The sequence below is a fragment of the Tenacibaculum aquimarinum genome, assembly GCF_022478115.1.
Taxonomy (GTDB): Bacteria; Bacteroidota; Bacteroidia; order Flavobacteriales; family Flavobacteriaceae; genus Polaribacter; species Polaribacter aquimarinum_A.
The window spans coordinates 77,905-95,938 of record NZ_JAKGSC010000006.1; the positions used below are offsets into that span (position 1 = coordinate 77,905).

At 29.4% G+C, this 18,034-nt stretch carries 19 protein-coding genes; all 19 read right to left on the reverse strand.

Annotated features, from left to right (window positions below):
• Window positions 1-57 precede the first annotated feature (57 nt).
• Complete coding sequence (locus L1S33_RS11355) at window positions 58-621, reverse strand: Crp/Fnr family transcriptional regulator (RefSeq protein ID WP_240562413.1); 564 nt, start codon at window positions 619-621, stop codon at window positions 58-60.
• Window positions 622-795: 174 nt separating this feature from the next.
• Entirely contained in the window at window positions 796-1,905 is a 1,110-nt protein-coding gene (locus L1S33_RS11360; protein ID WP_240562414.1) for a nuclear transport factor 2 family protein, read from the reverse strand.
• A 118-nt stretch (window positions 1,906-2,023) separates the two neighbouring features.
• Window positions 2,024-3,064, reverse strand: a complete 1,041-nt coding sequence (locus tag L1S33_RS11365) for a helix-turn-helix domain-containing protein (RefSeq protein ID WP_240562415.1) — start codon at window positions 3,062-3,064, stop codon at window positions 2,024-2,026.
• A gap of 190 nt (window positions 3,065-3,254) precedes the next feature.
• Window positions 3,255-4,442 carry a DUF4852 domain-containing protein gene (locus L1S33_RS11370; protein ID WP_240552561.1) on the reverse strand — a complete coding sequence of 396 codons (1,188 nt, stop codon included), beginning with the start codon at window positions 4,440-4,442 and terminating at the stop codon, window positions 3,255-3,257.
• 337 nt (window positions 4,443-4,779) lie between these two features.
• Window positions 4,780-5,115, reverse strand: coding sequence for a hypothetical protein (locus L1S33_RS11375; protein WP_240562416.1), 336 nt, complete (start codon window positions 5,113-5,115; stop codon window positions 4,780-4,782).
• Between the two features lie 99 nt (window positions 5,116-5,214).
• Window positions 5,215-5,484: a hypothetical protein gene (locus tag L1S33_RS11380; RefSeq protein WP_101018966.1), complete on the reverse strand. Its 270-nt coding sequence runs from the start codon at window positions 5,482-5,484 to the stop codon at window positions 5,215-5,217.
• A 170-nt stretch (window positions 5,485-5,654) separates the two neighbouring features.
• On the reverse strand, window positions 5,655-6,425 hold the full coding sequence (locus L1S33_RS11385; RefSeq protein ID WP_240550691.1) for a GIY-YIG nuclease family protein: 771 nt from the start codon (window positions 6,423-6,425) through the stop codon (window positions 5,655-5,657).
• Window positions 6,426-6,655: 230 nt separating this feature from the next.
• Window positions 6,656-7,180, reverse strand: a complete 525-nt coding sequence (locus tag L1S33_RS11390) for a DUF3124 domain-containing protein (RefSeq protein WP_240552710.1) — start codon at window positions 7,178-7,180, stop codon at window positions 6,656-6,658.
• Between the two features lie 9 nt (window positions 7,181-7,189).
• Window positions 7,190-8,542, reverse strand: coding sequence for a TrkH family potassium uptake protein (locus tag L1S33_RS11395; protein ID WP_240562417.1), 1,353 nt, complete (start codon window positions 8,540-8,542; stop codon window positions 7,190-7,192).
• Window positions 8,543-8,711: 169 nt separating this feature from the next.
• Window positions 8,712-9,494 carry a DUF6090 family protein gene (locus L1S33_RS11400; RefSeq protein WP_240562418.1) on the reverse strand — a complete coding sequence of 261 codons (783 nt, stop codon included), beginning with the start codon at window positions 9,492-9,494 and terminating at the stop codon, window positions 8,712-8,714.
• Window positions 9,495-9,657: 163 nt separating this feature from the next.
• A complete protein-coding gene (locus L1S33_RS11405) occupies window positions 9,658-10,125 on the reverse strand; it encodes a DUF695 domain-containing protein (protein ID WP_240562419.1) in 468 nt (155 codons plus the stop codon).
• A 145-nt stretch (window positions 10,126-10,270) separates the two neighbouring features.
• Window positions 10,271-10,840: a hypothetical protein gene (locus tag L1S33_RS11410; RefSeq protein WP_240562420.1), complete on the reverse strand. Its 570-nt coding sequence runs from the start codon at window positions 10,838-10,840 to the stop codon at window positions 10,271-10,273.
• Window positions 10,841-11,540: 700 nt separating this feature from the next.
• The gene (locus L1S33_RS11415; protein WP_240562421.1) at window positions 11,541-12,047 is read right to left on the reverse strand and encodes a hypothetical protein; all 507 of its coding nucleotides are present in this window, start codon (window positions 12,045-12,047) and stop codon (window positions 11,541-11,543) included.
• Between the two features lie 146 nt (window positions 12,048-12,193).
• Entirely contained in the window at window positions 12,194-12,607 is a 414-nt protein-coding gene (locus L1S33_RS11420) for a VOC family protein (RefSeq protein ID WP_240551622.1), read from the reverse strand.
• A 206-nt stretch (window positions 12,608-12,813) separates the two neighbouring features.
• Window positions 12,814-14,280, reverse strand: a complete 1,467-nt coding sequence (locus L1S33_RS11425) for a hypothetical protein (protein WP_240562422.1) — start codon at window positions 14,278-14,280, stop codon at window positions 12,814-12,816.
• 188 nt (window positions 14,281-14,468) lie between these two features.
• On the reverse strand, window positions 14,469-15,056 hold the full coding sequence (locus L1S33_RS11430; protein WP_240562423.1) for a hypothetical protein: 588 nt from the start codon (window positions 15,054-15,056) through the stop codon (window positions 14,469-14,471).
• A 159-nt stretch (window positions 15,057-15,215) separates the two neighbouring features.
• Entirely contained in the window at window positions 15,216-16,067 is an 852-nt protein-coding gene (locus L1S33_RS11435) for a hypothetical protein (protein ID WP_240562424.1), read from the reverse strand.
• Window positions 16,068-16,231: 164 nt separating this feature from the next.
• Window positions 16,232-16,714: a hypothetical protein gene (locus L1S33_RS11440; RefSeq protein ID WP_240562425.1), complete on the reverse strand. Its 483-nt coding sequence runs from the start codon at window positions 16,712-16,714 to the stop codon at window positions 16,232-16,234.
• Window positions 16,715-16,949: 235 nt separating this feature from the next.
• Entirely contained in the window at window positions 16,950-17,894 is a 945-nt protein-coding gene (locus tag L1S33_RS11445) for a hypothetical protein (protein ID WP_240562426.1), read from the reverse strand.
• Between the last annotated feature and the right edge of the window lie 140 nt (window positions 17,895-18,034).

An 18,034-nucleotide genomic window follows, 5' to 3' on the forward strand; every position in this document is an offset into this window, starting at 1 on the left:
TTTTTAAATTATATGCAAATTTATGAAGCACTAAAGGTTTAAGAAGAGGACATTTGTCTAATACGTAATATTAGCCCTTATTCTACTAAGATGACGTTGTGTAACACCTAAGTAAGATGCTATGTAATGTAGTGGAATCTCTTTGATGTATTCAGGTTGTGTTTTAATTAAATCTAAATAGCGTTGTTGAGCTTTATCTTTTTGATGATTAAATATCCATTTTTCTAATTCTACATATTCTTTTTCGGCAATAATTTTCAAAAAACGCAACCAATTACTATTTGATTTCGCTAAATTTTCTAACGTTGCTTTTGGTATTGAAATTATTTCAGCATCTGTTAGAGCTTGAATATTTTCTTCAGATTTTTTTTGTGAAATAAATGACGAATAAGCCATTAATAGTTTATTTGGAAAAGTGAAACAATAAGTGATTTCATCGTCATTGTTTGAAAAGTAATAAGAACGAAAAATTCCACTTTTAACAAAAGCTATAGTATTGCAAATTTCATTATTGTTAATATATAAATCACCTTTTTTTAATAAAATGGTTTGAGATAATTTCAAGAAATTATTAATTTCTATGTCTGTAAATAAATTAAATGATTTTAAATATTCATTCATTTCTTTCTTTAATGTTTTGTATGCTCAAATTACTGCCAACGGTTACGTATAAGAGCAGTAGCGAAAAAAAAACGTAATAGCTCTAGATTTACAAAATACTAAATTAAAAATAAAATAGCGGCTCGAGTTAACACCCAAACCGCTATTACTTTTATACATTGTTAGCTACAGGCTTTACTCTGTTATAGTCTGAATTATTTTTAAAGCTACATCTTTCGAGGATAAATAATTTTGACCAGTTATCACGTTACCTTGAACCTCAATATGAACAGAGTTTTTCGGAGAATATTTAAATATACCTCCTCTTTCTTCTATGGTCTTTTGAATTAAAAAAGGGAATTGCTTAAAATATTCCGCACCTTCTTTTTCATAAGCTTCTGGGTATCCACTAATGGTTTTTCCATTTACCAAGTATTTTCCTTCTTTTGTTTTTAAATTTACGATACCTGCTGTTCCATGACATACTGAAGATATAATACCATTATATTCTTCATAAATGGTCATTGATATTTTTTGGATAGCTTTATTCTTAGGCACATCATACATAGCACTTCCTCCACCAATATAATGAACTGCTTTATAATTTTTTGCGGTGATTTCTTTAGGTTTTTTTGTGTTTTCTAGGGCATACATAAAATCTTGGTTGTATAATAACTTTTTTTGTAGTGAATCAGATGTATTAATATACGCAAGCGGAATACTTCCTCCTGTTGGACTAACGAAGTCGACAGTAAATCCTGCCTTTTTAAATGTATCATAAGCATTAACTATTTCAGAGAAACTATTACCAGTTGGAATATCAGATTCTCCATGAAATGAAACATTTGATACTATAAATAAGATTTTATCTCCTTTTTGGTTACTTTTTTCATTACTGGCAGTTTTGCTAATGATTTTCCATTCGTTTTCAATTTTTTTTAAAAGAAATAAATCAATATATCTCAAACCACTCTCAGAGATAATAATTTCTGCTTTTGCTGTTGCAATACCTTCAAAGTTATCAATAGATAAAATGTTTCCAATTCTTCCCGTAAACTCCCCTTCTTTTTTATTTTTATACCAACTTGCATATTCTTTAGCAGGAACAGTCCAAAGTGTTTTGTTGTTTTTTTCTAAATATAGATTGGCATTGGTATAAAATGCTTTTTCAATAAGCTTAGATTTGTTGTAAGAAGTACCGTTTATATAATTTAAAAGAGTGCTTTCAATTTTAGATACTTCCGTTTGTGAAAAAACTGAAGAGTTAATTATTAGAAATCCAATTAATAAAAGAAAATGTTTCATAAGTATTTTTATTGTTGTTAATTAAATTGAACAGCAATGATACTATGAATGTTTGTTGAGATATCTACAAAATTATACATTAAAACTCCTGTTGTATACATCAGGAGTTTTAATATCATTATTTATTTCGAATGTATTTAGCTGGAGTTGTGTTTGTTACCTTTTTAAAAGCAGTGTAAAATGTGCTATTTGAGTTAAATCCGCATTTTTCAGCAATGATTTCAATTTTTAGATTAGGGTGAGTTTTTAAAAGATGTTTTGCCTCTTCAATTCTATATTCATTAATAAATTGAGAAAAGCTTTTGCTTAAATTATTATTTAAAAATTGCGATAATAACTGTGGGCGTATATTAAGTTTTTTAGCGAATATGGGTAGTGTTAGGTTGGCGTTTTTATATAACTTTTCTTCATTTAAGATAGATGTAATTTTTTGTTTAAGTTTTTGTGCTTCATTTTCGTCAATTTGAATATTAACATATTTTTCTTTTTTTTCTGAGATAACAAAGTCCTTTTTTCTCTTATAAAAAAGAAGTAATATAGATAAGTAAAACACAAAAGAAAAAGAAAGAGCTCCCGAAATATAAGATGTGTAAGATGCAGTATAATAGGCTGTCCAAATAATAAGTACACCAAAAAAAACACTTAAAGCCCAAATTTCATTATAATTTAGTTTTGCTTTTTTTATTAATATTTTTCGTAAAGTGCTTTTTAGTAAAAATGCTGATGCTAGAATATATAAAACCCATTGATAATTAATTATTTTGTAAAAATAATTACCCCAAAGTTCTGCGTTTTTTTGGTATGGATATAAAAAACCAACACCCAGAATAATTAATAGGAATAATGAAATATGAGAATAAAAAAATTTGTTTGATTGCTTATCACCTTGAGTTTTAGATTTAATATAAAAATATAGAAATGGTCCAATAAAAAAACAAGCAGATAAACCTATTTGCAGGTAATTTTTTGAGAGTTCAGGGTTAAAATAAAAGAATAAAGACTTCCAAACACGGATACTTAAAACAGCTAACAATGCACCTAAAAAATAATTTGATTTATTTATTGGTTTAGCAATAAATAAAAAATAGATACTTAAAACGATACTATTAAAAGCTCCTATAGCACTAAAGAAAAATATTAATTTGTTATCTAAATTCAATTCGTATTCTTGGTTTTTATAGCTTGTAGCTAACGGTTTTGTGTATGATTTCGTTGCGTGGTTTAAGCACTAAAGTTAGCAAATAAATCACAGATAGAAAGTCCGCGAGGACTTTCGTAAGTAGGCTTGAACTAGCAATAAATTATATACGGTGTTGTGGGCAGTTATTGTTTTTCTTTATTCTACATTATTAATTACAGTCTTTTACACACTGTCCCTTTAGATTAATATAAAATTGTTTTCGATTAAGCTCAACCATAGTTATTCCATTCTGTCTTTTTAAAAAATTTCTTACATTATCATACTTAATCGGAATGACTACTTTTCCTCTAGTATTTACGAAACCGTATTTGCCATTTCTCTTAACCCATGCTAAACCAGATTCAAATCTAGAAGCAACTCTATCATATAATGGGGGAATAACAACTTGTCCTTTTGTATTTATGAAACCGTATTTTTCATTTATCTGAATACGTGCTAATCCTTCCTTGAAGTTTTTATTTCTCTTAGCTTTCTCAAATCCCTTTTTAAGATCCTCTTTTTCTCGTTTCATTTTCTCAACAACTTTATTATAGTCATCACGACTTTTTTTGTCCTTTATCTTTTGCTGAGTGGTTTTAAATTCTTCTTCTTTTTTTGCTTTGTATACTTGAGTATAATCTCTTCCTTGATTTATTATTTTCAAGCTGTATAAAGCATTAGAATAATCATTTTTAAAAACCTCTATCTTTGTTGCTATAATAGATAAATCTTCTTTATTATATCCGTTAACTCCTCCTCTTGGAGAATAAACTATTGTGTTGAGAGATGTTACTTTGAAATAGAATTTTAGTAGAATGCTTCTATCAATTTGGCCATTACTTTTTTTACGAGAATTAATAAATTTTTCAGCATCAGTTGACTGCATTGGCAGCGTAAAGTTTACATCATCCTTGTTCAAAATTTCATTTATATTAATTCTAAAGCCTTGTAAATTACCACTAACTCCCTTGAATTTGTCCATATTATAATAAACGGGAAATGAACCTTCAGAAAAATTGTATTTACCTAAGTTAGCTTCGATAGTTTGATAGTATATTAGATTATTATCGGCTTTATTTATATTTTTCTTCAGCTCATTGAGAATTCTATTTGCGAACTTTTGATTTTTAAACTCATCATTTTTAACCTGCTGGTACTCCTGATTATGAAATTTATAAAGGTATAAGTCGAACCATCTATAATTGGGGTTATGACCAACTCGAACATTAGTTTTGTCATTTGGTTTATGATTATAAGCTTTCATAAAAAAAGCAAAAGCATCTTTCTCTGTCAATTCGGTTTGAGCAAAGGAATGTTGAAATACTGTAAGAATTAAAATTAATAATAGTTTTTTCATTTTTTCATTTTTTTTATTAACCTACTTCAAAATTTAGTTGGCTTTTCGGTTAATTCCCAACATTATATTTAAGTCAAATTCTGTTGTTTGATTTGACTGACAATAATCGTAATTCGTTCGTTGTTTAACAATTCGAAATGAAAATCTGCTGATTTCTGATGAAAGTTTGTTTTCAGACGAAATGTAGGTTTTAATTGCCCACGTGATTGTGTATGGTTAGTTGCGTGATTTAAGGAACTAAGTTAGCAAATAAATCACAGATAGAATATTCCGCAGGAATGTTCGTAAGCAGGCTAGAAGCAAGCAATTAATTATACACGGTGTTGGCAAATCGTTTTTATTTTATTATTCCAATTCCGATAAATAAAGTTCCGACAATTATAATTAAAAGTCCGAACGAGAATAATTTATCAGAATTTTTCACTTTTAGGTTTTCAGCTCCAAATCCGCTATTTATTTCGTCTGAATATCTTAAAAAGAGTATAAAATCTCTATTGTGTATATTTTCACTTATCCTTTTAAAAATTCGGTCAAAAGCCCAATAGACTGTCGGTACGCAAAATCCGAAATACATAATTCGGTCATTTCTGAATTCAGTTTTAGAATATAAAAATCCAAAAAGTCCAATTGCTAAAAGTCCGACGCAAATCAGCCAAACTATTTTCGGGTTCATCCATTTCTTTTTCCTTGTGTAAAGTATAAAGAAACTTATTCCGAGTGCAATTCCAATTCCGACCAAGCTGTTATCCAATTCTTTATTGTTTTTTAACTCTTAATCTCTCGAAAAATTGTCAACGTCATTTATAATATCCTCTTTTAACCATTCCGTGAATTTTTCATTTAAACTATCAATTTCTATTTGAACTGACTCTTCTAATTCCTGTCCAGTTTTCCCTTTTTGTAACTCTAATATTTGAATTTGTCTTTTGAGAATTGCTTTCAAATGATAACTATTCATCAAGTTTGTTGAGTGAATACTCATCAATAAAGTTCCAAGGTCAATATTAAATTTCGGATTGTTCATTAAATCTTCAATGTCCATATTTTATCTTTTAAGAGTTTGCTCGGAAATGTTTGCCAACGTTTATGTATAAGAATAGTTGCGGGTTTGTATGCGAAGATTTTCCGCAGGAAAATCAGACGTTACAAACACGCAACGACCTTTGATTAAGCACTAAGCCGTAATTATTTTTATACGGTGTTGGGCGTTCGTTATTTTTTCAGTTTTATTAAATCTTTTTCAATAATTTCTACTTTAAATATATCTCTCATTTTGAAATTTCCTTGAACCCAATTTTCATATTCTATTCCATCTATTCCTGTCATTATTATTCTTGGTGCTCCAGTTGAATTTGCTGTTCTATTAATTTTTCCAATTACGATTTTCTCAATGTTTTCTCCAAGTTGAATTTTTATTGGTTCAAGATGATTTTTTGCAAATAATTCAGAATATTTTTTTCTAATATTAAAAAACCTTTGATTATAATAAGCTTCTCCGATTTTTACAATTATTTCTTCGTTATATACTTTTTCCATTATTTTTTCTTTATTCTCAATTTTCACAACCTTTTTTCGTTCGCTTAATTTTCCGTTTTTTCCAAGATAATTCCATTCTGGTAAAAATTCCGCAATTAAATTGTCTTCTAAACCTGCTGATAAATTGATTTTCTTTCCTTTGTAACTTAATTCAGCATTATCTTCGAATAAATATATTTCAACTTCTTTTCTATCTCCTAATTTTTCAATAATTAGATTATTTAATCTGAAGTTTGTTCGTTGGGAAATATTTGGTTTTCTATAACCATTTAGTCTTTGTGAAATTGTTTTAACACTTTTTCCAATATATTTTATTTCGTTTTCAATTACAAAAGAGTATAATATATTTTTTGCGGTATAATTTTCGTTTAATTCATATTGAAATAAACTATTCTCAAAACTCCATTTCCCTACTTTTTTAAATCCTATTTCAGTAAGTTTTTTCATTTTTTCGGAATTTGAGTGGTAATGACGCCCAACGGTCTTGTGTATGAAACGTAGCGTATAAATAAACGCTAACTTTTCGGATTTAGCACGAGCCGAATTTTTTATTTTTATGTTTCATTTTCTTTTATAAATATAACCAAATAAAAATTTTGGCGTACTTTGTAAATAAGCAAAAACCTCTCGAAAAGCCTATAATAGCTATGTTTTATACACGGTGTTGTGTGGCGTTTTTATTTATTACTTATCGAAATTCCTTTTGTCGTGAAAGAAATTCCTTGTTGTCCGTTTGTTGATATCATAATGCCTTCAAAAATTGGTTCAACACTTTTATTAGTAGCACTCCATTTAATTACAAAATTAGCCCCTGTTCCTCCAGATGTGTCAGTCTCTTCAATAACATATTCTATAGACTGCATAGGTTTAAGAATGATTGGTTTCAAAAGAAATTCCTTATTTTTTTCGCCTGAAGAATCATAATACTCAATTGAGGTAATATAAATGCTATGCTTTAAACTAGTATTTCTTAAACTCAATGTAGCCGTTAAATTAAATCTTGTATCTTTTGTTTCACTATAAATATCAGAGTAAATGGCGACATACGTAGTGTCTTTTAAAACTAAATTATTGGGTAGTAATTCTAGTTCAAGTGCAGTAAATTTATCTTCTCCTGCTAAATTAAGATTATGACTAACATCTGAGCAAGAAGTTAAACATATTGTCAGTAAAATTATTGTAGTAGTGGCTAAATTCTTCATATCGTTTTATTATACAGCTAAATCATCCGTTTTTATATTTTTTATTTTTTTTTCTTTTTGTTGCAACAAAGCAAATCCAAAAGTTAGAACTCCAACTCGTCCAATAAACATTAAGATGATTATCAATACTTTACCTATGTTAGATAAATCTCCTGTAATTCCTGTGCTTAACCCAACAGTTCCTAAAGCGGATGCTACTTCAAATAATATGCTGTCAAAAGAAAAGTTTTCAAAGTAAGATAGTAAAAATGAAAACAAGAAAATTAAACTCGTGTAAAGCATAAAAGTTGATGTGGCAACATATATTCTATCAAATGGAATAAGTCTGTTTAAAAATGTGATTTTTTTCTGACCAAATAATCGGCTTTTCAATATCGATAGCATTGCCGTTAAAGTCGTTATTTTCATTCCACCTGCTGTTCCGGAAGGCGAAGCTCCAATATACATTAGAAAGGTTACAAGCAATAATATTGGCAAGGATAATTCACCGATAGGTATCGTGTTAAACCCAACTGTTGTCATAGCAGACATTGCTTGAAAGAATGAGGTCATTAGTGAACTATTTGAGCCGAGAATAGATGATGACTCTGTTGTGTAAATAAGTAAAGTACCTAAAAAAAGCAGAATCAAAAACCCATAAATAATGATTTTAGTTGTAAAGGAAATTTCTTTTGATTTACCTCTAATTCGATACCACAAATCTGTAATTACTATAAAACCTAAAGAACCAGAAATGGCTAATACAGAAATAATTGTATTTATAAAAGTATTGTCTTGATAGCTTTCGAAACCATCATTAAACAATCCAAATCCAGCTGTACAAAACGATGAAATACTATGAAAAATTGAAAACCAAATTGCTTTTAAATTTCCCATTCCAGAATTTGTAAAGGCAAAGTAGAAAAGTATAGCTCCGATAGTTTCCATTATTAAGGTAAAAACAATAACGCTTTTGATGAAATCTTTTATTTGGATTGTATTAGGTAATGTAAATTCCGTTCCTATTAATTTACTATGCCAATGCGTTATTTTTTTTGTAGTAAATATTAAATAGTATGTTGTTAGCGTCATATATCCTATTCCGCCAATTTGAATTAATGCCATAATAATAAACTGGCCAAAAAAATTATAGGAATCGAAAACGCTTATAGTTACAAGACCAGTAGTAGAAATAGCTGAAGTTGAAATAAATAAATTATCTAAAAAGGATATGTCGGTTTTGTGAAATAAAGGGATAGATAGTAAAATAAATCCAATTAGCGTATACAAAAAGAATCCCCAAACTAAATTCATTTGAGGTGATTTACTAATTTGGAATTTTCGGTACCAATTAGATATTTTCTTGTATGTTTTATTTTCCATTTTTTGTATTCAGTTTTTTGTTTGTAAATGACACACAACGTGTTTGTATATGGTTTGTTGCGTGGTTTAAGCACTAAATTTAGCAAATAAAAACCGAATAGAAAATCCGCGAGGATTTTCGTAAGTAGGCTAAAACTAGCAATAAATTATATACGTTGTTGTGCTTTCGTTATTTTTCTAGTTTTAAATAAGCATCAATAGCCTTAATTGTCTTTAGTCCTTCTTTGTGTAGTAACAGTCGCACTTTATGATTCAGTAAAATGTTAGCTTTTGTCAAGCCAAAATTATCGGAAATTATTTTCTTTTGGTCTTCATCTAGGTTTATCAAAGAATTATAATATTTATAAAATGATTTTTCATTCGAGTTTACTTTCCACCTTTCTGGCATCGCAAGGTCTGTTCCAGAACCTGTTTCGAATAAAGGATAAATATTACCATTATATTTTAAGATGGAATTATTGTGTACGCTCTCTTCTTTTATTACTTCATCAAATAATCTATAGTAATATTGAATACTATTCCTTAAAGAATCTGAAGTAATGAGTCCTGTTTTACCAGACGATTTCATGTCATCAAAAACTATATTTTTACCTTCAAACCAATGGATTCCAAAAGCACTACCTGACTTTGAGAGTAATAAAGTAGGGTCTGTGGCTATTGAATCTGACTGGAAATAACGTCCCAAATAAGTATAAGCATCTAATTGAATAGTATCCCCTTGAAAAAGCCTTTCTAGTTCTGCTAAGTCCTGCTTAATATCTAATTGTATTCTAGCAAGGTATTTCTTTTCATCACCATTGTCTTTTTTTATATCATTAAGATTATTTAATTGCAAGGCAATAAGAATACCAATTACAACAAGAATGACTTCTCCAATAGCATAAATGAAATAATTACTGAGTTTATTTTCAGTTAATAGTTTTTGTCTAATTTTTCTAAAGAATTTTATCATTGGTTAGCGGTTTCTGATAATGAAGCACAACCTGTTTGTATATGGTTTGTTGCGTGGTTAAGCACGTAATTTAGCAAATAAAAACCGAATAGAAAATCCGCGAGGATTTTCGTAAGTAGTCTAGAACTAGCAATAAATTATATACGTTGTTACCTGCTGTACTTTATTCTCTTTTTTTCAGATGCCATTCGGTCAATTTCCAATCTTCGTCTTCGTCAATTCGATAGTCAAAATTCCGAGGATGGTCTTCACGTTCAATTATGTCAGTCAGAAAATCATTCGTAATTTCTGGGTCAAAAATCCGCCAAATCAATTCACGCGTTTCATTCCACGTAATTCTTGCGAGAAAAAGTCCGTTTGGTTTTTCTTTATCAGTCCCTTTTATTTTGTCATCGAGAAAGTCGCCAAACTTGTCTAATATTTCAACTTCTTCTCGTGATGGCATTCCGTTTTCGATTAGTTTTTCACATTGTAACATTATCGAACAATGCCAAACAAAAACTTCTTTCGGTTCAAATTCCGCTAAACTTTTATTCACAACTGCAACTCCAGGTAATCCATCAGTCTTAAAATTCAGAATCTGATAATGTTCTTTTGGTATTACAACTCTAAATTCTTTGTCTTCAGCCATTGGGTTTGGGTATTGCAGGTAACGTGTTTGTGTTATGGAAAGTTGCGTTTTAAGTCGACGGCTATTTTCCGCAGGAAAATAGGAGTTGACAAAAATGCAACAAACTTTAAGTTAAGCTAAAAGTAGCAATTTTTTATACACGGTGTTACAGCACGTATTTTTTTTTCAAAATGTTCTTTGAAGCAATTTTCGCCTCGTTTACATATCCGCTTTTTTCGTTCGCAATTTTTTTCAATTCCGATTCTGTTTTCGATTCAAATTTTCGTTCGTAATTTTTAATCTGATTTATATTTTCAGTATTTTTTTCCGCCAACTTATTTTCATTTATCTTTTTTTCAGGAAACATTCTGTTCAAGTTTTCTTTATTTAAAGACAAGAAAATAACAAGTAAAGTCAGAAAAATTGGATTAAATTTAATTGGTCCAATTCCGAATATAATATTTGAATAATAAATATCAATCAGGTTTATAGTTCCGAGAATTAAAGTCATTCCGAAAACATAAATAAATACCTTTTTATTTTTAAAATACAGAAACGTTGAAATTCCGATTAAAAGAATTCCAACGTAATGTTTATAATTCAGAGTATATTCCGTAAACAATGTAATTCCGACTGAAATTAATAGTAGAATTATAGAAATTAAAAGTGGAATTATGTCTTTAGTTATGGTTTTCGTCATATGTGCTGTAACGGTCTCGTATATGATTTGTAGCATTGTTTCAGCAAGTAAGTTAGCAAATAATAACCGAAATAGAAAAACCGCGAGGTTTTTCGACAGTAGGCGAGTAGCAGCTATAAATTATATACATTGTTAGCTAAGGTTTTTTCTTTTTTGCGAACTACTCCTTTGCGTATTTCCGAACTATTTGTTTTTCCTGCGCTATTTTATTTTTTTCCTTAAATGTCAAAAAACTCCGAATTACTATTCCGTTCTTTTCCGCAAAGAGCATCAGTTTTGTTTTAGATCCTAATTTTCGTGATGTTAGAATCGGTTGATTTAAACAACTAATTTTAAATTTTTTCAACTGGGAATAGTTCAGCCGTACGTTTTGCCATTCCGCTTATCAGCCAAAAGTTGAGGATTGCTATTATTTTGAATTTAAGAACAGAAGTTGAGCAAGCCGAAATTCGCGCGTAACAATCCGAATGAGTGAAAAAAATTCAGCGCAATACTTTTTGAGATTCCGCTTTAAATTCCAACGTAGTTTTGGTATGAAAATAAGTACAGAATTTAGTGATTGCCTTGAAATTGCAAGTTAGCACCAAAATCTTTGCTAACGTGTTAGTATATGGAAAGTTGCGGTTTTGTGTGCGAGGATTTTCCGAAGGAAAATCAGACGTAACAAAACAAGCAATGACCTTTATTTAAGCCAAACACCAGTAATTTTTTATATACTGTGTTGGCAATAGTTTTTTTATAATTCAGTCAATTTCAATTTTGATTCAAGCCATTTTTTCGAATGTCGTATTGGTCTAATGTCAAGCCAATACCAAAGCAACAACACAAATAATCCCACTCCAAAAAATATTGATTTTATTCCGAAATCAGCTTCTTTAACAACTCCATTTATAGTTGCTTTTTCCATTGTCAAAGAGCTTATCATAAAAACTAAACTAAAGATGATAAAAAAAATAGCATTAAGCAAATATGGAACGAATTCCACTTTTATTTTTTGCTGATTACTATTTTCAAAAGTTCCAATTATTAATGGTGGATTTCCCATTATTAAATCAAGGTCAAGTCCAAGAATGTATCGCTGAATTAGGAATTGATTAGATTTTATTTCTTTAGAATATTTTTTTGTCGTCAATCCTTTTAATATTTTTTCCGATTCTCCTGCATTAAGTTGTTCAATTAGTTCATCTTTAGATAAACTAGTTCGATATTCAGCTGTAAATTTTAATGGAAATTCGGTTTTCATAAATTATTGCCAACGTGTTTGTATATGGTTTGTTGCGTGGTTTTGCACGTAATTTAGCAAATACAAACCAAATAGAAAATCCGCGAGGATTTTCGTAAGTAGGCTAGAACTAGCAATAAATTATATACGTTGTTACCTGCTGGCTTTTATTCGGCAAAAACCTCATTATTGTTTGAAAATGATTTAAATTCTATTGGGTTTCCACTATAATCAAATACAAACATTGTCATCTGTTCTCCAACTTTTCCTTCGTATCTCTTTTGTGGTTTAACTACAAAGTCAATTTTCTCCGATTTCAGTTTCTTTTCAATTCTTTCGAACTCGCTTTTGTCCAATAAACACCCAAAATGAGGAATTGGAACACTTACTCCATCTACTTTTCCACAATAATCCAATTCAGGAAATTTATTACTAACGTGAGCAGATAGTTGATTATCAAAAAAATCAAAATCAATCCAAGATTCAGTTGACCTTCCTTCTTTACATCCTAAAATTTCTACATAAAATTTTCGTGTTGACTCGATGTCTTTTACTTTAAAAGCGAAGTGAAATATACTCATATTTTCTATTTTTTTCTTTTTGTTCGGTTGTTCAGCTTGCAGGTAACGGTTTTGTATAAGATTAGTTGCGTGGTTTAAGCACCTAATTTAGCAAATAAATTACAGATAGAAAGTCCGCGAGGACTTTCGTAAGTAGGCTAGAACCAAGCAATTAATTTTATACGTTGTTGTATGCCGTTTTTTTCAGTTTGTTATTATTCCGATTATTAAACTTTAGAAGCTGATGCCTTTCTTGTAGCGTCAATTACTATTATATTTTCGTGATTCTCTTTTTGAATTTCTTTTAAAACTTTATTGACTTTTCGAATATCTGATAATGTGTAACATAAAACTACTGAAATGTCACTAGCAGATTTTGATGCAGATTTATAGATGTCTGTTTGGTTTTCTAAATTTCTCTTTAACGAAGATGATTTCGCCAATTTAAATTCTACAATGGTTGAATCTCCACTTCCAAAAGACACTTTATAATCTGCTGGTCCACGACCATTATTTACTTCTGCATTAACATCGTATGGTGAAGCATACCAAGTCAGTCTAAATATTCTCTGTATTGTATCTTCCTTCGCAATAGGTCGATGACCATCGTAGAAAATTCGATAACCATCATTATTCTCGATTACGTCTTTTAGATACAAAGCCCTTTTAAGAGATTCATCATAACTATTGGATTGTAATTTGTAGAAATCACTATTCTTGTTTAGTAATTCACATAATGGCGTTAGAGCATCAACTAATTTTTCTTTTAATTCATTGATTTGAGACATAGAAGCAGAAGTAACTTCATACTTTTTGTCTTCTTTCAGTTTTATATAAAAGTCTACTAAATCAGGGAATTTTCTGATTGTTTTTAAGAAGGCATATTCTTTATCTTTCTTTTTGGGTTTTCTTGGTAAGTGAGACCTGAAAAATTCGTTTATAGCTGAACGTAAAGATGAATTTTCTAAAGACCTTGTTACATTGTGAAAGCTTGAATAAAAATCAGAATTGTTGATTACAGCATCATCTACAGTTAGAATATCTAAAGGTGTTAGAATAATGAAATCTCCACCTTTTTCTCTAAAAAAATATGGCAGTCTAAAAGTTCGAGGTTGCCATATTTTTGTTTTTTTATCGAATCGACACCTAATTGAAAAATCTCTAGTTTGATTTTCTTTTAAATGCTTTTTTGCAAAATTCTCGGTAAACTCAAGAAGATATTCTTGTATTAAGTTTGTCGTAAAGTCACTAATAAAATCTTTTCCAACTCCAGAATTTAGAAGGGTCAATTTTTCTATATGAGTTTCGGCAGTTATTTCTTCTTCTCCAAAAGTGCTGTAAAAACCATTAAAAGCAGTTATAGCTCCATTTGCAAATTTCTTTCCTAATCCTTTTCCGCCATTTCCATATTTTGCTAATCCTAACCAATTTTGTTTGATTTCGGGAAATTTGAATAGATTTATATCTACACCTATTCCGTCATTTTCAGTCGCATATTCTTTTAAAATAAGTAAATGTTCAACTACTTTTTTATGAAGTTCTTTGTACTCTGGTTTTTCAGATGCGAACAATAAAAAAGGGTCAATAAACATTGGCAAGTCAGAACTTAAACAAATATTTAATGCTCCAAATTTTTCTAAAGTCGAATGTTCAATTTCAAAATAGTCAGAAAATAGTAGTTTAAAATTGGACATATTTCATTTTTTGTTAGACTGTTCTTGGGTTAGTTCAAATGGCATACAACGGTCTCGTATAAGAATAGTTGCGGGTTTATGTGCGAGGATTTTCCGCAGGAAAATCAGACGTAATAAACTTGCAACGACCTTTGGTTAAGCCCGAAATTGAGCGATTATTTTTATACATTGTTGTGCGCTGGCTTTTTTTAATCAGATTGATGAACCCAATACAGTTCTCCATTTCTATATGTTATTATTCCGCCACCTGCTTCTTCTTTTCCAAAGTAAATACTTGGTCTTTCCAAATTCACAATTCTGTCGCCAACTAATTCTCCATCTTCTACGATAATCTCAAAAGTTTCCTTGTCAGAAACAACACACCATAAATTAACCCAACCAATAGCATTTGGAAATCCACTATATTCTTCTTTTCCACAACCAATCGAGATTAAGTCCTTTTCTTTTTCTTCAATTATTAATTTCGGACAGTCTTTTTTGTCAAAATATATTCGTTCAAATATCCCGTTTCCATTCAAGTCAATACTTATTGTATCTGTAACACGATATTCTTTGTAGTTTTTAAATTCAAAAAACTCTGGGTGAGTCCAATCCGCAACTTTTTTGTTTTCAGATTTTAGTGATTCCGTTTTTACTTTTTCAGTTTGTTTTTCAATGACTTTAGTTTCAATAACTGATTCTGTTTTCAGAACTTTAGTTTCGCTATTGTCATTCCCTTTGTCTTTACAACTTGAAATAGTAATTAATGTTAAAATCAGAAAGAAATAGTTTTTCATTTAGTTCGGTTTTCAGCTTGCGCACAACGTGTTTGTGTATGATTTCGTTGCGTGTTTAAGCACTAAAGTTAGCAAATAAATCACAGATAGAAAGTCCGCGAGGACTTTCGTAAGTAGGCTATAACTAGCAATGAATTATACACGGTGTTGTACAACGTTTTATTCTTCATAATCAGATTTTAATTTCGAATATTCCTTTATTTCTAATTTAACATTAACGTCTAATTCCGAAAGAAACGACTCAATTTTATTTACTGTTATCTCATTAATTTTGTCAAAAACTACGACTAATATTAATTCGACTTCTTTATTTTTAAATGCTGTTTTAAAAGTATTTATTTTAAGAATAAAATTTTGAAGTGAAAGTAGAAGCGGTTTTATAGCTTTATTTGAATGCCAGTATTTTATTTCAGCTATTATTACTTTTTCAGGACTTGAAGCGTAAGCATCTAATTCAAGTTTTATGCTATTTGATACCAATCTTTGATTAGTTCTAAATGCTATGTTATATTTTAATTCTAAATCTTTTACGGCCCAATCTTCAGCGTCCGAAATTCTATTACTCAATTCAATTTTACTAATCGATTCATTATTTGGTTCTACTATTTTCTCGATTTTTTCTTCTCTTTCTTTTATCTTGGGTTCTGCTATTTCTATTATAGAATTATCAGCGGAATTTAGTAATTCAGCTTCTTTTTCTTGTTTTTCTTTTATTTTCTTTCCACTCATAGTTTCTATAAATGAATCGTCATTTCGAAAATCACTCGGTGCATATAACTTTTCGTGATGATTTACTACTAAAAAAATAAATGCTCCTAAAATTATTAATGGAAATATTATAATAAACCAAATTAGAGGAATTCTTTCATAAACTGATTCTAAATTTGAAATACTTGTACTCAAAACTAAACAAGCGAAACCATAAATTAAGGATATAAATAATCCGATTATTCCCAATGGATTTTTTGTCAAACCTTTGGCACTTTTCATAAAATCTCCTAATGGGTTCATAGTTTTGTTCGGTTTTTAATGTTGTACAACGTTTATGTATATGGAAAGTTGCGTGTTTGTGTGCGAGGATTTTCCGAAGGAAAATCAGAAGCTAGCAAACAAAGCAACTAACATTGGTTAAGCACAAAATAGCAATTTTTTATATACTGTGTTGTAACCAGTTTTTATTTTTCATTATTCAGTTCGTCAAGGAATTTACTCGGATTCCTTAAAAATCGGTCGGCATCTGAACCTTTAATTAATTGACCTAAATCCGAAATATTCGGTTTGCATAAATTTCCGTTTCTGTCCATTAAAATCCAATTATTTTCTTGACAGATATCAAGCATTGAATTGAGGAAATTCAGAGTAGTGTCTGTTAAGTCAGTCCGAAACATAAATTCATCAATAAATTCATTCGTTTTATTAAGTCCGATACTAACATCGTGGTCAAATTCCGCTTTTTCACTTTTCCAAATTGCATCGTCAGTCCAACTTGCACGAGTAATTATTTTGTCAATTTGTTTTTCTAATTCCGCTACATTAACTTCTATCTCTTTCCACCAATTTGTTGTTCTTGCATCTTCAAATTCAGGCTCTAAATCTTCGTTGTCAGATTCAGTATATTTTTCCCAAAACTTTTCCCATTCAGAATGTTTAATTTCCAAATGATTTGGTATTTCTCCAAATTTAATTTCAATCGCCTTTTTCGGCAGTATGTATGTTATAAATTGGTTAATTGCCATTCGGTTTCTCAAATTGGTTACAACGTGTTTGTGTAATAAAAGTTGCGATTTTTGTGAACGGCTATTTTCCGCAGGAAAATAGAAGTGAATAAAAAAGCAACAACTTTTGGTTAAGCTAAAATTAAGCAATTTTTACTACACGGTGTTGGGCAAAGTATTATATATCTAATTTAGTTTGATTTTTTAAATCGGATTTGTTTCGCTTGTATTTTTTTCCTTGTTCTGTTGTAACTCTTTCTGATTTTTTCATAACTTCCAACACAAGCAATACATCACAACTTTTTGTCTTAATTAGACCAAATTCATTAATAATCCTTTTTTGCTTTAAAACGCATTTTATAGAAGTTCCATTTGTGAATTCGATTTCGTTATTTCTTACAGATGACTTAAATATTTCATCTTTCATATAGAAAGTTATAATTTCATTTTCATAAAACCCTTTCCATTTAAATTTACCTTTTAGTAAAACTGGAGAAATTATGTTTATAACTGCTTCATCATTTATTTCTGGAGTAAATTCATTAGAGTTTAAAATGAATTTATAGAAATCTGTTTTTGAAATAGGTTCTTCTTTTTTCAAAGGTTGATTATTCTTATCTAATTGAGTTACAGAAATCTCTTTGACTTTAGAGTAAGTTACAAGTTTCTTATAAAAATTAGATTTATACCATAGAACTTTATAATTTTGATTAAATATTGGAACAATTTTTTCAGCTAATTTTTCTATTTGTTCTTGATTTAATTCTTCTTCTAATTTTTTGATTTGCAATCTTTTCATTTGATTGTCAAGTTCAAAATTTTCAATTTCTAATTCTGTAAGTTTTTTGTTTTCTTTCGGTACAGTTGCTATTATTAAAGCTAGTATTGAAACAATTAAAGCTAATTGATTATTGTTTTTTCCTAAAAATTTCCATATTTCTTTAAAACCTCCTTCAAGATAAACTTCACTTTCTATATTGATATTAATATCAAGTTTTTCAGTTAGCTCCTTTAATATTAAAAGTAAATCTCGTTCACAACCATTTTTTACAAATGCGTCGATTGAATGAGAATGGTCTTTTAAAAAATAATGTAATTCAAGTTTATTAGGAATATGATTCATTCTAATTCTTGGTTTTGGTTATATTTTGCCCAACGTTGTTGTGTTATGGAAAGTTGCGTTTAAAGTGAACGGCTATTTTCCGCAGGAAAATAGAAGTTTACAAGAATGCGACTAACTTTGGTTAAGCTAAAAATAAGCAA

Coding starts and splice junctions, on each gene's coding strand:
- L1S33_RS11355 (WP_240562413.1), bottom strand. CDS start 621: ATGAATGAATATTTAAAATCATTTAATTTATTTACAGACATAGAAATT.
- L1S33_RS11360 (WP_240562414.1), bottom strand. CDS start 1,905: ATGAAACATTTTCTTTTATTAATTGGATTTCTAATAATTAACTCTTCA.
- L1S33_RS11370 (WP_240552561.1), bottom strand. CDS start 4,442: ATGAAAAAACTATTATTAATTTTAATTCTTACAGTATTTCAACATTCC.
- L1S33_RS11375 (WP_240562416.1), bottom strand. CDS start 5,115: ATGAACCCGAAAATAGTTTGGCTGATTTGCGTCGGACTTTTAGCAATT.
- L1S33_RS11380 (WP_101018966.1), bottom strand. CDS start 5,484: ATGGACATTGAAGATTTAATGAACAATCCGAAATTTAATATTGACCTT.
- L1S33_RS11385 (WP_240550691.1), bottom strand. CDS start 6,425: ATGAAAAAACTTACTGAAATAGGATTTAAAAAAGTAGGGAAATGGAGT.
- L1S33_RS11390 (WP_240552710.1), bottom strand. CDS start 7,180: ATGAAGAATTTAGCCACTACTACAATAATTTTACTGACAATATGTTTA.
- L1S33_RS11395 (WP_240562417.1), bottom strand. CDS start 8,542: ATGGAAAATAAAACATACAAGAAAATATCTAATTGGTACCGAAAATTC.
- L1S33_RS11400 (WP_240562418.1), bottom strand. CDS start 9,494: ATGATAAAATTCTTTAGAAAAATTAGACAAAAACTATTAACTGAAAAT.
- L1S33_RS11405 (WP_240562419.1), bottom strand. CDS start 10,125: ATGGCTGAAGACAAAGAATTTAGAGTTGTAATACCAAAAGAACATTAT.
- L1S33_RS11410 (WP_240562420.1), bottom strand. CDS start 10,840: ATGCTACAAATCATATACGAGACCGTTACAGCACATATGACGAAAACC.
- L1S33_RS11415 (WP_240562421.1), bottom strand. CDS start 12,047: ATGAAAACCGAATTTCCATTAAAATTTACAGCTGAATATCGAACTAGT.
- L1S33_RS11420 (WP_240551622.1), bottom strand. CDS start 12,607: ATGAGTATATTTCACTTCGCTTTTAAAGTAAAAGACATCGAGTCAACA.
- L1S33_RS11425 (WP_240562422.1), bottom strand. CDS start 14,280: ATGTCCAATTTTAAACTACTATTTTCTGACTATTTTGAAATTGAACAT.
- L1S33_RS11430 (WP_240562423.1), bottom strand. CDS start 15,056: ATGAAAAACTATTTCTTTCTGATTTTAACATTAATTACTATTTCAAGT.
- L1S33_RS11435 (WP_240562424.1), bottom strand. CDS start 16,067: ATGAACCCATTAGGAGATTTTATGAAAAGTGCCAAAGGTTTGACAAAA.
- L1S33_RS11445 (WP_240562426.1), bottom strand. CDS start 17,894: ATGAATCATATTCCTAATAAACTTGAATTACATTATTTTTTAAAAGAC.